The 14,872-nt window shown below is 39.9% G+C and carries 16 protein-coding genes, 1 tRNA gene and 1 other annotated feature; of the genes, 16 read left to right on the top strand and 1 reads right to left on the bottom strand.

The features are described from left to right. Nucleotides 1-33: 33 nt before the first annotated feature. The 12 genes from sdhA (at nt 34) to NSQ71_RS18575 (ending at nt 8,520) form a co-directional block, all read left to right on the top strand. On the top strand, nt 34-1,785 hold the full coding sequence (gene sdhA, locus NSQ71_RS13700) for a succinate dehydrogenase flavoprotein subunit (protein ID WP_066247775.1): 1,752 nt from the start codon (nt 34-36) through the stop codon (nt 1,783-1,785). Between the two features lie 29 nt (nt 1,786-1,814). Further along, nucleotides 1,815-2,579 carry a succinate dehydrogenase iron-sulfur subunit gene (gene sdhB / locus NSQ71_RS13695; protein WP_063387445.1) on the top strand — a complete coding sequence of 255 codons (765 nt, stop codon included), beginning with the start codon at nt 1,815-1,817 and terminating at the stop codon, nt 2,577-2,579. Nucleotides 2,580-2,826: 247 nt separating this feature from the next. Continuing rightward, complete coding sequence (locus tag NSQ71_RS13690; protein WP_063387446.1) at nt 2,827-3,051, top strand: helix-turn-helix domain-containing protein; 225 nt, start codon at nt 2,827-2,829, stop codon at nt 3,049-3,051. A gap of 237 nt (nt 3,052-3,288) precedes the next feature. Further along, on the top strand, nt 3,289-3,723 hold the full coding sequence (locus NSQ71_RS13685) for a MarR family winged helix-turn-helix transcriptional regulator (RefSeq protein ID WP_339193195.1): 435 nt from the start codon (nt 3,289-3,291) through the stop codon (nt 3,721-3,723). A gap of 10 nt (nt 3,724-3,733) precedes the next feature. Beyond that, complete coding sequence (racE, locus tag NSQ71_RS13680) at nt 3,734-4,552, top strand: glutamate racemase (protein ID WP_144597664.1); 819 nt, start codon at nt 3,734-3,736, stop codon at nt 4,550-4,552. Between the two features lie 101 nt (nt 4,553-4,653). Continuing rightward, nucleotides 4,654-5,736, top strand: coding sequence for a GerMN domain-containing protein (locus NSQ71_RS13675; protein WP_340734102.1), 1,083 nt, complete (start codon nt 4,654-4,656; stop codon nt 5,734-5,736). Nucleotides 5,737-5,840: 104 nt separating this feature from the next. Further along, entirely contained in the window at nt 5,841-6,611 is a 771-nt protein-coding gene (rph, locus tag NSQ71_RS13670; protein WP_063387450.1) for a ribonuclease PH, read from the top strand. Further along, on the top strand, nt 6,608-7,225 hold the full coding sequence (locus tag NSQ71_RS13665) for an XTP/dITP diphosphatase (RefSeq protein WP_339193192.1): 618 nt from the start codon (nt 6,608-6,610) through the stop codon (nt 7,223-7,225). Before rph ends, NSQ71_RS13665 begins: the two co-directional genes overlap by 4 nt. After that, the gene (locus NSQ71_RS13660; RefSeq protein WP_144597669.1) at nt 7,203-7,715 is read left to right on the top strand and encodes a metallophosphoesterase family protein; all 513 of its coding nucleotides are present in this window, start codon (nt 7,203-7,205) and stop codon (nt 7,713-7,715) included. The genes NSQ71_RS13665 and NSQ71_RS13660 overlap by 23 nt, the downstream gene beginning before the upstream one ends. A gap of 125 nt (nt 7,716-7,840) precedes the next feature. Then, nucleotides 7,841-7,917, top strand: a tRNA-Arg gene (locus tag NSQ71_RS13655). A gap of 209 nt (nt 7,918-8,126) precedes the next feature. Beyond that, nucleotides 8,127-8,318 (top strand): DUF2283 domain-containing protein, encoded by a 192-nt coding sequence (locus NSQ71_RS18580; protein ID WP_445206682.1) that lies wholly within the window; start codon nt 8,127-8,129, stop codon nt 8,316-8,318. After that, a complete protein-coding gene (locus tag NSQ71_RS18575) occupies nt 8,281-8,520 on the top strand; it encodes a hypothetical protein (protein WP_445684583.1) in 240 nt (79 codons plus the stop codon). The genes NSQ71_RS18580 and NSQ71_RS18575 overlap by 38 nt, the downstream gene beginning before the upstream one ends. Before the next feature lie 253 nt (nt 8,521-8,773). Here NSQ71_RS18575 and NSQ71_RS13645 read toward each other — a convergent pair whose 3' ends face one another. Beyond that, nucleotides 8,774-9,133 carry an MmcQ/YjbR family DNA-binding protein gene (locus NSQ71_RS13645; protein WP_066249800.1) on the bottom strand — a complete coding sequence of 120 codons (360 nt, stop codon included), beginning with the start codon at nt 9,131-9,133 and terminating at the stop codon, nt 8,774-8,776. 540 nt (nt 9,134-9,673) lie between these two features. Further along, nucleotides 9,674-9,925, top strand: a binding site (T-box leader). A gap of 87 nt (nt 9,926-10,012) precedes the next feature. Between NSQ71_RS13645 and ilvB the strand changes: the two genes are divergently transcribed. From ilvB to NSQ71_RS13625, 4 genes are read left to right on the top strand one after another with little or no spacing between them, the layout of a single operon-like run. Beyond that, a complete protein-coding gene (ilvB, locus tag NSQ71_RS13640) occupies nt 10,013-11,737 on the top strand; it encodes an acetolactate synthase large subunit (protein ID WP_063387453.1) in 1,725 nt (574 codons plus the stop codon). Beyond that, nucleotides 11,734-12,252: an acetolactate synthase small subunit gene (ilvN, locus tag NSQ71_RS13635; protein ID WP_063387454.1), complete on the top strand. Its 519-nt coding sequence runs from the start codon at nt 11,734-11,736 to the stop codon at nt 12,250-12,252. Before ilvB ends, ilvN begins: the two co-directional genes overlap by 4 nt. Before the next feature lie 13 nt (nt 12,253-12,265). Then, nucleotides 12,266-13,324 (top strand): ketol-acid reductoisomerase, encoded by a 1,059-nt coding sequence (ilvC, locus tag NSQ71_RS13630; protein WP_257790183.1) that lies wholly within the window; start codon nt 12,266-12,268, stop codon nt 13,322-13,324. After that, on the top strand, nt 13,311-14,855 hold the full coding sequence (locus NSQ71_RS13625; RefSeq protein WP_339193188.1) for a 2-isopropylmalate synthase: 1,545 nt from the start codon (nt 13,311-13,313) through the stop codon (nt 14,853-14,855). Before ilvC ends, NSQ71_RS13625 begins: the two co-directional genes overlap by 14 nt. The last annotated feature ends 17 nt before the right edge of the window (nt 14,856-14,872 follow it).

Below are 14,872 nucleotides of genomic sequence, written 5' to 3'. Positions count from 1 at the left end.
AACTAAATTGCGTTCAAGGGAGTGGGCGAAAAAATGAGTAAAGGAAAATTAATTGTTGTCGGCGGCGGCTTGGCTGGCTTAATGGCAACTATAAAGGCTGCGGAAGCCGGGGTGTCTGTTGACTTATTCTCGTTAGTACCTGTAAAACGTTCCCATTCAGTATGTGCTCAAGGAGGGATCAACGGGGCGGTAAATACAAAAGGAGAAGGAGACTCTCCGTGGATCCATTTTGATGATACGATTTATGGCGGAGACTTTTTGGCTAACCAGCCACCGGTTAAAGCGATGTGTGAAGCAGCACCGGGAATTATTAACCTTTTAGATCGCATGGGTGTTATGTTTAACCGTACACCAGAAGGATTGTTGGATTTCCGTCGTTTTGGAGGAACACAGCATCACCGGACAGCGTTTGCCGGAGCAACAACTGGACAACAGCTTTTATATGCATTGGACGAGCAAGTTCGACGTCACGAAGTAGCAGGTCTTGTGACGAAATATGAAGGCTGGGAGTTTTTAGGAATCATACAAGATGATGAAGGACGCTGCCGCGGCATCGTTGCTCAAGATTTAAAATCAATGGAGATTCAAGCTTTCCGTTCGAATGCCGTAATAATGGCGACAGGAGGACCTGGAATTATCTTTGGTAAATCAACAAACTCTGTGATTAATACGGGATCGGCTGCTTCTATCGTTTATCAGCAAGGAGCTTATTATGCAAACGGGGAATTTATACAAATTCATCCGACAGCCATCCCTGGAGATGACAAGCTTCGATTAATGAGCGAGTCTGCACGCGGCGAAGGCGGAAGAATTTGGACATATAAAGACGGAAAACCATGGTATTTCCTTGAAGAAAAATATCCGGCATATGGAAACCTTGTTCCTCGTGATATTGCAACGAGAGAAATATTCCATGTATGTGTAGACTTGAAATTAGGCATTAATGGCGAAAACATGGTATATCTTGATCTTTCTCATAAAGATCCAAAAGAGCTTGATATTAAACTAGGCGGTATTATCGAAATTTATGAAAAATTCATGGGTGAAGATCCAAGAAAAGTGCCGATGAAAATTTTCCCTGCCGTCCATTATTCTATGGGAGGTCTATGGATCGATTACGATCAAATGACAAACATCCCTGGTTTGTTTGCAGCTGGTGAATGCGATTACTCTCAGCATGGTGCGAACCGGCTTGGAGCAAACTCATTGCTTTCTGCAATTTACGGTGGTATGGTTGCAGGACCAAAAGCTGTTGAATATATGAATGGATTGGAAAAATCAGCTGACGATTTACCATCCACATTATATGATGCACGCGTAAAAGAAGAACAAAGCAAATGGGACGAAATCCTGAAAATGGATGGAAACGAAAATGCTTACGTTCTTCATAAAGAGCTTGGTGAATGGATGACGGATAATGTTACAGTCGTGCGCTACAATGATAAACTTCTAAAAACAGATGAAAAAATTCAAGAGCTTATGGAACGTTGGGAAAGAATTAATATTAACGATACTGCGAAATGGAGCAACCAAGGCGCAAGCTTTACTCGCCAGTTGAGAAACATGCTTGTGTTGGCTCGGGTTATTACGCTTGGAGCTTATAACCGTAATGAAAGCCGAGGTGCTCACTATAAACCAGAATTTCCAGAACGAAATGATGAAGAGTGGCTCAAAACAACTATGGCAACGTTTGCCGGCCTGAAGGAAGCTCCTAAGTTCCACTATGAAGATGTTGATGTATCACTCATTAAGCCTCGTGTGCGTGACTATACGAAGAAACATTAAAAAAGCTGGGAGAAAAGGGGGAGTAAACAATGAGTGAAAAAAAAGTGCGGTTTATTATCACTAGACAGGATCGACCAGACACGGAACCATATCAAGAAGAATTTGAAGTGCCATATCGTCCGAATATGAACGTTATTTCGGCCTTAATGGAAATTCGCCGTAATCCTGTTAATGCCAAAGGCGAAAAAACAACGCCTGTTACATGGGATATGAACTGTTTAGAGGAAGTATGCGGTGCTTGTTCAATGGTCATTAACGGGAAGCCCCGCCAATCATGTACAGCGCTTATTGATCAGCTGGAACAGCCTATTCGTCTCGAGCCGATGCGCACATTCCCGGTTATTCGCGATCTTCAAGTAGACCGCAGCCGCATGTTTGACTCTTTGAAAAAAGTAAAAGCATGGATACCAATTGACGGTACGTATGACTTAGGACCAGGACCAAGAATGCCTGAGAAAAAACGCCAATGGGCATATGAGCTTTCAAAATGTATGACGTGCGGCGTATGCCTTGAAGCTTGTCCAAACGTAAACAGCAAATCGAACTTCATCGGTCCAGCGCCATTATCACAAGTTCGTTTGTTTAACGCTCATCCGACAGGCGCGATGCATAAATCAGAACGCTTGGAAGCTATTATGGGCGACGGCGGACTTGCGAACTGCGGAAATTCCCAAAACTGCGTTCAATCCTGTCCAAAAGGAATTCCGCTTACAACATCGATTGCAGCATTAAATAGAGAAACAACTGTTCACGCATTTCGTAAAATGTTCGGAAGCGACTATATTGACAGCTGATGTATATTGTGAAAAAGGAACACCTTGCAATGTCAAGGTGTTCCTAATTTTAGAAACGGTTGAATCTTTCTCGAACATTTCCTCCTTCAAACGAGTCCCTTTAACGTAAAGAAGCTTCTTTTCGCCTAAAATGCACCTTTCTTTTATGAATCTTGTCACGGTCATCTTTTTGCGATCATACTATATGGTGACAATTTTTAAATCCATCCTGTCGACTGGCTCTCATCTGCAAGGAGGGTTACAATACTTGAATGAGAAGGATTTTCAGCCAAAGCCGCTGCTAACAAAGAGAGAGAGAGAAGTATTTGAGTTATTAGTGCAAGATAAGACTACAAGAGAAATAGCCAGTGAACTTTTCATAAGTGAAAAGACGGTGCGGAACCATATTTCAAATGCTATGCAAAAATTAGGTGTGAAAGGGCGCTCACAAGCAGTCGTAGAACTTCTTCGTATGGGAGAACTAAAGCTTTAAACAGTAGAGGCAGCCTTAGTGGAACTTCGCCGTCGGCTGCCTTTTTTAGATTGATAAGGAAAGAGTTTGTTTTACTCTTTTTCTATGAATCATTGGCTTCTTAAAAAGGCTTGTGACTTTTTGAAAAAATTCGTCTTTCCACATTTTGAAAATACGGCTATGCTTGAAATTTTACATAAAAAAATGGAAAATAGATTTGATCTTATTTGTTAATCTTGAAAGAAAGGGTTCCCCGTTATGACGTACGTTTTCAATACTGTTGAAGAAATAGAAAAATCCCTCCGCTGCATAGCTGCGATTTTAAAAAAGAAGGGCCGTGATATTTTAAGCAACTACTCGATTACTCCTCCGCAATTTGATGCGCTTCTGTTATTGAATGAATCAGGAAACATGACAATTGGAGAACTTTCAAATAAAATGTATCTTGCATGCAGCACGATCACGGATTTAATGGATCGAATGGAAAAAAACAACCTTGTTAAAAGGGTGAAAGACGAAAAGGATCGTCGATTAGTCAGGATTCAATTGCTTGAAAATGGACAACGCGTTATCGAGGCTGCATTAGCGAAGCGGCAAGAATATTTAAGAGAAGTTTTGAAAAACTTCTCGGATCAAGAAATTGTTCAATTGGAAAAGCTATTAGCAAAATTGCAACAAGAAATGAAAGAATAGAGGCGATTTTTTGAATAGACCAATTGGAGTTATTGATTCAGGTGTTGGTGGATTAACTGTTGTTAAAGAGTTGATGAGGCAGCTTCCAAAAGAAGAATTAATTTATTTGGGTGATACCGCCCGATGTCCGTACGGCCCGAGGCCGAAAACGGAAATTCGACAATTTACATGGGAGCTGACCAACTATTTAATTTCAAACTTTCATATCAAAATGCTTGTCATTGCTTGTAATACTGCAACAGCAGTTGTATTAAAAGAAATTCAAGAACAACTTGATATCCCTGTGATTGGTGTAATTCAACCAGGGGCAAGAGCTGCCATAAATGCTACACGCTCAGGCCATATTGGTGTAATCGGAACAAAAGGAACTATATCGAGCGGCGCGTACGTTCGTGCGCTCAAAACGATTAATAGTTCCGTCATTGTGGAGAGTCTCGCTTGCCCTGAGTTTGTGCCGGTAGTAGAAAGCGGCGAATTTGAAGGTGAACGGGCGGAATATATTGTTGCAGAATCTTTACTTCCTTTTAAAGGAAAGAGAATTGATACGCTTATTTTAGGATGCACACATTATCCTCTATTACGGCCTTTAATTCAAAAATATATCGGGAAAGACGTAAAAATAATCACCTCGGGAGATGAAACAGCCCGGGAAGTGAGCGCTATTTTATCCTTTCATCATTGTTTAAACCAAGAGGATGGCAATAAAAACCACAAATTTTTAACTACTGGGTCGAAACAAATGTTTCAAAAGATTGCTTCAAAATGGTTCGGTCATCACATTGATCATGTAGAAAGTATAACTTTAACGAAAACAGTTTGCTCTAAATGAGCAAGCTGTTTTTTTGTCCATTGAATTTTTGGTTGGAGCTGGTCTATTTTTTTTCAATGCTCGTATACATAGTAGTACAAACTGCCTTAGGAGGGATTGTTATGCCAAAAAACAGATGGGTGAATGTGACAGCAGCAGTTTTGGCTACTTTTGTTTTGCTTTCAGGGTGTTCTTCATTTGGAAGCAAGAGTTCAAAACAAGAAATAGATCCGCCGCAGGATATTACCTATTTGGAGGACGGGGATCAGCTTGATCAGCAATTAGACTCAGAGAAATCAACGTCCGACAAAGAGGAATCCTCAAAGGAAACGGTGAAAAGAGTTCTGTATTTAATTGACAAAAACGGAATGGTCGTTCCACAAACATTGGAGCTGCCTAACACGAAGGAAGTAGCCAAACAAGCCGTTGAATATTTAGTGGCTGGAGGGCCCGTTTCAAACATTCTCCCGAACGGGTTCCGTGCGGTATTGCCGGAAGATACAGTTGTTAAAGGAGTAGATATTAAAGACGGAACGGCTATTGTAGATTTCTCAAATGAATTTACTAACTACAAGCCGGAAGATGAAGAAAAAATTTTGCAGGCAATTACATGGACATTAACCCAATTTAAAAATATTAATAAAGTAAAGCTCTGGGTGAACGGCCATGAACTGAAAGAAATGCCAGTAAAGGGAACCCCAATCGGCGAAGGAACGACTAGAAAAGACGGCATCAATATTGATACGAGCGATGCTGTTGATATTACGGATACTCATCCTCTAACCGTGTATTATATTGGGGAAGAAGGGGATAACGTATATTATGTTCCCGTGACAAAGAGGATCAGCAATGAAGAAAAAGACGAAGTCGTAGCTGCTGTTAACGCATTAGTTGAAGGTCCAGACCGTTCAAGCGGATTATTAAGCGAGTTTCAGTCTGAAGTGAAGCTGATTGAAAAGCCAAAATATGAAGACGGTCAAGTCACTTTAAACTTCAACGAAGCGATTTATGGAAGCTATGATGAGGAGAAAAAGATCGTTTCCAATCATGTTATAAACTCCCTTGTGCTTACATTGACGGAGCAGGAAGGAATAGAAAAAGTAGCACTAAAAGTGAACGGCAAGCAAGACCTTGTGAATGAAGATGGAAAAAGTTTGTCAGAGCCAGTGTCAAGACCTGAAAATGTAAACACAGGTAGTTTTTAAACATCTATTTTTGATATACTATAAGAATGAGACTTTAGAGGCGAGCATGATAGCTGCCTCTTCTTTCATGTTTTCGTACATTGCAGTTGGTAGGAGGGAAAACAATGCGCCTTGATGGCAGAAATCAAGATGAGTTAAGAGAAGTCACAATAGTAACGGATTATTTGAAGCATCCGGAAGGGTCTGTTTTAATAACGGTTGGAGATACAAAAGTGATATGCAGCGCAAGTGTAGAAGACCGTGTCCCTCCTTTTATGAGAGGTGAAGGGAAAGGATGGATTACCGCAGAATACTCCATGCTTCCGCGTGCAACGGCTCAAAGAACGGTCCGGGAAGCATCAAAAGGAAAAATCTCCGGAAGGACAATGGAAATTCAACGGCTGATTGGAAGAAGCTTGCGTGCAGTAGTTGATTTGGAGAAACTGGGTGAAAGAACATTATGGATTGATTGCGATGTAATTCAAGCGGACGGGGGAACGAGAACGGCTTCCATAACAGGTTCTTATGTTGCAATAAATCTCGCTCTCGGTAAATTATTCAATGACGGTGTACTAGATACATATCCAGTAACAGATTTTTTAGCAGCTACGTCTGTAGGGATCGTTCCTGAACACGGAGTCATTTTAGATTTGAATTATGAAGAGGACTCAGCGGCAAAAGTTGATATGAATGTTGTTATGACATCAAGCCGCCATTTTGTTGAATTGCAGGGAACTGGGGAAGAATCCACGTTTTCAAAAGAAGAGCTGAACTTACTGTTGGAATATGCTGAAAAAGGAATTTTGGAACTAATCGAAAAACAAAAAGCGGCATTAGGGGAATGGACTGCAAAAATTATCAATAACAGGGATCAGCGGGAAGAGGGATGCTCATGAAAGAATTGGTGATCGCCACCAAAAACAAAGGGAAAATCGAAGAATTTCGCGCGATGTTAGAAAAAAAAGGAATACAGGTCAAGTCACTGTTGGATTATCCGAATTTGCCAGATGTTGAAGAAACCGGCCAAACTTTTTATGAAAATGCTGTTCTAAAAGCGGAGACAATCAGCCAATTGCTTAATAAACCCGTTGTTGCAGATGATTCCGGGCTTTCGATTGATGCTTTAAATGGTGAACCGGGGGTTTATTCGGCCCGATATGCAGGAAATGAAAAAGATGATCAAAAAAATATTCAAAAGGTTTTAAAAAAAATGGAAGGCGTTGAAAATCGAAAAGCAAGGTTCATATGTGTTTTGGCGTTTGCTGCTCCAGACCTTGAAACGATGACGGTGGAAGGTGTGTGTGAAGGACAAATTACAACTGAACCTCGCGGTGACAATGGCTTTGGATATGATCCTATTTTTCTTGTGGACGGCAAAGAAAAAACGATGGCTCAACTAGAGCAGTTCGAAAAAAACAAAATCAGCCATCGTGCAAAAGCTTTGAAGAAACTAGAAAAATTAATAGGCGATTGGGGAGAGGCTAATCGTGAAAGTTTTAATTATAAGTGATAGTCACGGTCTTACGGATGAGCTTGTGGAAATTAAGAAAAGGCATATAAACGAAGTAGAAGCAATCATCCATTGCGGTGATTCAGAGCTGAATGATGGAGCGGAACAAATTCAAGATATGTTGATCGTGAAAGGAAATTGCGATTTCCTTGGAAGCTTCCCGAATGAAATCATTGAAACAATCGGAACCTATCGCTTTTTTATCACCCATGGCCATTTATATTCTGTCAAAACGACTTTAATGAAATTAAAATATCGTGCAGAGGAAGCGCAAGCGAACATTGTTTGTTTCGGCCATTCGCATATAGCCGGAGCCGAGCTTGTAGACGGGAAATTGTTTATTAATCCAGGAAGTATTTTCCTTCCGAGGATGAGAAATGAAAAAACTTATGCTATACTAGAATTGATGAATGGCCAAGCAATTGTAGATTTTTACAATCTTCATGGAGAGAAAATTTCAAACTTGTCCACTAAATTCCAATTTGCTTAACCACTCTTCCTTGAGGGAGAATTTTTCTCCCTCAAAAAATTTTTTTAAAAAAGTAGTTGACATACTTTTAGCATGAAATTATAATAAACATTGTCTTTCGAAAAAATAATAAAAAATTATCCAATGTCCCAGTAGCTCAGCTGGATAGAGCAGCGGCCTTCTAAGCCGTCGGTCGGGAGTTCGAATCTCTCCTGGGACGCCATTTTTATAACGATAAAGCCCATCAAATCAACCTTTTAAAGTGCTTAGTGAAGCGGTCAAGAATTCGATCGCTTTTTAAAAGTGGAGCGTTTTAGAAGGTTGATTTTTATTATGACGAAGAAAAAAGATGTTATAATGTTATTAAGAAAAATTATAGTTTGAATGTTGTGCCTCTTGTTCATGAAAAAAGATAACGAGGTAAAAGATAAAATGGAACCTAGAATAACGTATGACAATGAAGCTAAATTAGCCTATTTATATATTTTCCCTGCAGATTTTCCATATGATATTGAATGTACCGAGGAATTAGAAGTTAATGAATTTTTAGTGCTTGATATTGATCATCATGAAAGGATTGTGGGGATTGAATTTTTTTGGACCTGCAGCCCATCAATTATCTAAATTAGCTGGGGCAGAGAAAATATATAAGAAAAATGGTAATACCTTTTCGTTTCGTCTGTCAGAACAAGAAGTAAAAAATAAATTCCAATATAAAGGAATTAATTTTTGCTTTTCTGATAAAGAGTTTGAACATTTTATCGGGTTTGATATTGTAGATCTTAATAAATACAATGAACATGCTTTAGAACAATTAGTAATTTAAAAAAATAATTAATACAGTTTATTAGACAGAGTAAGGATTTAGCTTGCTCTGCTTTTTATCGTTTCAATGTTTAAAAATTTATTGCTGCAGGCCTATGGTTTCTATGCATTAAAAGACTAGCATGTGTATAAGCGAAATCCGTGGATGCAAATCCAATTCTAAGCTCCATTTAAAAAGATTTGAGGCTTTTCACTGAGGAGGAGTTCACATCTAATAAGTGACGCCCAAAACAGCAATGTCATTATTTCCTAAGTTACTGCAGTTTTATTTGCTTTTGTATTTTCTTCGGCAATTTTTGAAAAACAAGTTCGTAGGAACGAAAAATCAGGTTTTCCAAAATTTCCTCCGGGATGTTCGTGTTAAAATATATTGAGATCCAATGATTTTTGTTCATATAGTAGCCTGGAATGACGCCATCGTAATTTTCTCTTAATTGTTCAGAATGATGCGGATCACATTTTAACGTGATGATTGGCTTTCCTTCAGAATCACATCCTATAATCGCAAATATTTTGTCTCCCACTTTATATCGGTCTGCTTCCCAATCAATTTGGTAATCATGAACAGAACCGGGAAGTTTGAGACAGAAAGATTCAAGCTTTTGTTTGTTCATCATATAATCTCCTCCACCATATATTGTTCCAAATATTTTTTATACAACATACTTTGTCTTTTTTCCTTCTTCCGAAATTGCTCGTTTCAAGTGAAGGGCTTTTATTTAAAATCGAATAACGTTCAAGGTTTTAGAACATACATATGCTGCATTACTGATTAAAACAGATTACAGCCCTCTTTCTGAAGTGTTCGGGTTGCCGAGCCTTTAAGAAAAACTGGTGTAATTTCGAATAAAATGGATGTTTTTTCTTTTGCCGCATTTGTTGAAAACGTTGGCTATTCAAATTAATTTAAATAAAATATTACGCACATTTTGCCTAATGGCTTGGAATCGATATTTATTTCAATTTAGAGCATAAAAAATTTTCATTGTATTATAAAATGTTGAAATAATGAGTTTGTAAACGTTACCAAAAAAACTGTTTCATAAAAATAATCAAATAATTCATAAAAATGGTGTTGACACTTTTGAAAAATCAGCGTATTATAAGGCTCAAACATAAATTTTCGTAGAAGAATTGAATGTAAAAATTTATAGATGAAAACGATGAAGAGGATTAGTAATCTTTGGTTAAGATAACTCCAGAGAGCCGGGGGAGCTGAAAACCGGCGTTATCACCAAGGATGAACTCGCCTCCGAGTGCCTTTTCGAAAGCGGACAGCGAGTAGGATTGGCCGGGTGCATCCCAATGCACTCGTTAGGAAAAGAACGGATATTCCGTTCATGAGGTGATCGATTTGATCACGAAGAAGGGTGGTACCGCGGGAATTCAACCTTCTCGCCCCTTTGGCCTGCTATAAGTGGGTTTCATAGGGGCGGGAAGGTTTTTCATTATCTAAAAATTCTATCACATCTGTTTAAAAGGAGGATATATTCATGACTGCGAATGTACAGTTGGATGAGTTGAAAACCAAATGTACAACAACAACCATGACGGGGTCGGAAATGCTCATCGAAGCCTTAAAAAGGGAAAATGTAGAAGTCATTTTCGGCTATCCCGGTGGAGCCGTTTTGCCAATATATGATAAGCTATATAATTCTGGAGTCTTTCACGTCTTAACAAGACACGAGCAAGGAGGAATCCATGCTGCTGAAGGATATGCACGTATATCCGGAAAACCGGGTGTCGTCATTGCCACTTCAGGACCTGGTGCAACCAACTTAGTGACAGGGCTTGCGGATGCATTAATTGATTCTTTGCCGCTCGTCGTCTTTACAGGGCAAGTAGCAACAACTGTGATCGGTTCTGATGCTTTCCAAGAAGCAGATGTGATCGGAATTACCATGCCCGTTACAAAACATAATTATCAAGTTCGGGATATAAATGATTTACCGAGAATTGTTAAAGAAGCGTTTCATATCGCAACAACTGGAAGACCAGGACCTGTATTGATCGATATTCCAAAAGATATTTCACAGGCGGAAGGCAATTTCGAATATGATATGGAATTGTCATTGCCTGGCTACCAGCCGAAATTAGAGCCGAATTACTTGCAAATCCGCAGGCTTGTGGAATCGGTCAGCAGTGCAAAAAAACCGGTGATTTTAGCTGGTGCCGGCGTTCTTCATGCCAATGCTGCGAATGAACTGAGAGAATATGTTGAACAGCAGCAAATTCCGATCACAAACACTCTACTTGGATTAGGAAGTTTCCCAGCGGATCATCCTCTATTTTTAGGAATGGCAGGAATGCATGGAACATACGCGGCTAACATGGCTCTTTATGAATGCGACTTATTGATTAGCATCGGAGCCCGCTTTGATGACAGAGTGACAGGAAATCTTAAACATTTTGCGCCTAATGCAACTGTAGCACATATTGACATTGATCCTGCCGAAATTGGTAAAAATGTTCCCACACAAATTCCGATTGTCGGCGACGCGAAGCAAGTATTGAAGCTTTTGATCGAGCAGGAAGGAAATAAAGGCGATCATCAAGAGTGGATTCAGCATCTTGCTGAATATAAAAAAGAATATCCATTATGGTATGAAAAATCTGAAAATGAAATCAAACCTCAAGAAGTGATCGAAGAAATTTATAAACAAACAAAAGGAGAAGCAATTGTTACAACAGATGTAGGCCAGCATCAAATGTGGGCTGCGCAATATTATCGCTTTAATTCGCCAAACAGATGGGTGACATCGGGCGGACTTGGAACGATGGGCTTTGGACTCCCTTCAGCTATCGGCGCGCAATTTGCTGACCGCAACAGAACGGTTGTCGCGATATTGGGTGATGGAGGGTTCCAAATGACCTTCCAAGAGCTTGCGGTAATCAAAGAGCACAATTTGCCAATCAAAGTAATCGTTCTGAACAACAATTCGCTCGGTATGGTTCGCCAATGGCAAGAACTCTTTTATGAAAAACGTTATTCTCATTCCGTCTTTCAAACGCAGCCTGATTTTATTAAATTGGCAGAAGCGTTTGGAATAAAAGGAGTAAGAATCCAAAATCATCAAAATCTTAAGACAGTGTTGGAAAAAAGCTTTGCAAACAGAGAGCCGGAGCTGATTGAAATCGTCGTAGCACCGGAAGAAAACGTATATCCAATGATTGCTCCTGGCAAAGGACTGAATGAAATGGTGGGGATAAAGAAATGAAGCGAATCATTACGCTGACTGTCATGAATAGATCAGGAGTTTTAAACCGAATTACTGGCCTGTTTACGAAAAGACACTATAATATCGAAAGCATTTCTGTCGGCCATTCGGAAATAGAAGGCGTTTCGCGAATTACATTTGTTGTAAATGTTAAAGAAGAAAAAGAAGTTGAACAAATTACAAAGCAATTAAATAAGCAAATTGATGTGTTGAAAGTGATGGATATCACAAATCAATCAATTGTTGCAAGAGAACTAGCATTAATTAAAGTTGTTGCAAATCCATCGACAAGAATGGAAATATACGGTGTGATCGAACCGTTTCGCGCATCGATCATTGATGTTAGCAGAGACAGCGTTGTCGTACAGGTAACAGGTGAGCCGAACAAAATTGAAGCGCTGATTGACTTATTGAAACCGTACGGCATCAAGGAAATAGCAAGAACAGGACTGACAGCTTTTCCTCGCGGTACACAAAAGCTGCAGCAGTCCGAAAAAACTTTTTCAATCGTCTAATACATTTTTAAATATAGTAAAACATTTAAGAAAGGGAGATGTACAAATGACAAAAGTATACTATAACGGAGATATTAACGGAGCTGTATTAGAAGGGAAGAAAGTAGCGATTTTAGGATATGGTTCTCAAGGTCACGCGCATGCTTTAAATTTAAAAGAAAGCGGCGTAGATGTAGTAGTTGGCGTTAGAAAAGGTAAATCATTTGAAAAAGCTCAAGAGGATGGATTGGAAGTTAAAACAGTTCGTGAAGCTGTTGAAGAAGCAGACATTATCATGGTGCTTGTTCCGGATGAAAAGCAAAGAGAGCTTTATGAAAATGAAGTGAAGCCGGGACTAAAAGCAGGAAATGCTCTCGTATTTGCCCATGGATTTAACGTTCATTTCAATCAAATTGTTCCGCCAAGCGATGTGGATGTATTTTTAGTTGCACCTAAAGGCCCAGGTCATCTTGTGCGAAGAACTTACACTGAAGGAGCTGGGGTTCCGGCATTGATTGCTGTTGAACAAAATGTAACAGGTCAAGCGAAAGAATTGGCTTTAGCATATGCAAAAGCAATCGGATCCGCACGTGCCGGCGTTCTTGAAACAACGTTTAAAGAAGAAACAGAAACGGATCTTTTCGGTGAGCAAGCAGTTCTTTGCGGCGGGTTAACATCCCTTGTAAAAGCTGGATTTGAAACGCTTGTTGAAGCAGGTTACAAGCCTGAAGTTGCATATTTTGAATGTTTGCATGAACTAAAATTAATTGTGGATTTACTGTATGAAGGCGGGCTTTCCAACATGAGATACTCCATTTCCGATACAGCTCAATGGGGTGATTTTGTATCTGGACCGCGCGTAATCGATGCGCATGTAAAAGAAAACATGAAAGCTGTATTGAATGATATTCAAACTGGAAAATTTGCGAAAGAATGGATTTTGGAAAACCAAGTAGGAAGACCGCAGTTTAACGCGATCAACAATCGTGAAAATGAGCATCAAATTGAACAGGTCGGAAGAGTGTTAAGAGACATGATGCCGTTTGTAAAGCCTAAAAATAAGGAAGCGGTGGTAACTGGTGCGAAAAATTAACTTTTTTGACACAACCTTAAGAGATGGCGAGCAATCCGCTGGAGTAAACCTAAACTTAAAAGAAAAATTAGAAATCGCAAAACAGCTGGAACGAGTTGGAATGGACATTATTGAGGCAGGCTTTCCTGCCTCCTCTCCAGGCGATTTTCGCTCAGTACAGGAAATTGCCAGAACAATCAAAAATTCTTCTGTTACAGGATTGGCGAGATCTGTTAAAGGAGATATCGATGCGGCGTGGGAAGCATTGAAAGACGGGGCGGAGCCAAGACTTCATACGTTTATTGCAACATCGCCTGTTCATCGGGAATATAAATTGAAAATGACGAAGGAGCAAGTGATCGAGCGTGCAGTAGAATCCGTCAAATATGCAGCGAAATTTTTCCCTATTATACAATGGTCTGCAGAGGATGCCTGCCGCACTGAACTCGATTTTTTGGCGGAAATTGTTGAAAAAGTGATTGAAGCCGGCGCGAAAGTCATCAATATTCCTGATACTGTAGGCTATATCACTCCGATTGAATATGGCAAAATATTTGAATATTTAAAACAAAATGTGAAAAACATTGATCAAGTCATTTTGTCCGCTCATTGCCACGACGATTTAGGAATGGCAGTAGCGAACGCTCTCAGCGCTGTAGAACATGGAGCAGGGCAAATTGAAGGTACGATTAACGGAATTGGAGAGCGTGCGGGCAATTCAGCTTTAGAGGAAGTGGCTGTCGCTCTGTACATTCGAAAAGACTATTACAAAGTTGAAACAAACATCCGCTTAAATGAAATTAAGAGAACAAGTGATTTAGTGAGCAAATTGACAGGAATGATAGTTCCGCCAAACAAAGCGATCGTCGGGAAAAACGCTTTTGCCCATGAATCTGGCATACATCAAGACGGTGTGCTGAAAGAAAAAACAACATATGAGATCATATCTCCTGAACTTGTTGGGGTACAGTCCAACAGTTTAGTATTAGGGAAACATTCTGGTCGTCACGCATTTCGGGTAAAGCTCAAGGAATTAGGCTTTACAATGGATGAAGAAGCGACAAATCGTTTATTCACTGCTTTTAAGGAACTTTCTGAAAAGAAAAAAGAATTGACGGAAGATGATCTTGTAGCTCTTGTATTAGAAGAACAATTAACAGGTGAAGAAGGAACATATGAACTTTGTGCGCTGCAGGTAACATATGGTACGACTGGAGTCCCGTCTGCCACTGTGACGCTGAAAACGAAAGAAAACGAGGAAATTCAAGAGGCTGCGACAGGAAATGGAAGCGTAGAAGCTATTTACAATACGTTAGAACGCTGTTTGAAGCAGTCCGTCACTTTGCTGGACTACCGAATCCAATCTAATTCAGGAGGACGCGATGCGTTAGCGCAAGTATATGTAAAAGTTAACGTGGACGGAATTGAAATGGGAGGACGCGGCATTGCCCAGGATGTGCTTGAAGCATCTGCCAAAGCCTATCTAAATGCTGTCAACAGGGCGATATTACTCAAACATACAGCGAAGGAAAAACATCAGGCGACTGTATAAAATCATGAAAGGGGTGG

This window comes from Aeribacillus sp. FSL M8-0235, from assembly GCF_038000355.1.
In the GTDB taxonomy this organism is placed as follows: domain Bacteria; phylum Bacillota; class Bacilli; order Bacillales; family Aeribacillaceae; genus Aeribacillus; species Aeribacillus composti.
The sequence above is the reverse complement of the archived record's forward strand: the minus strand, read 5'-3'. Positions and strand labels throughout refer to the sequence as shown.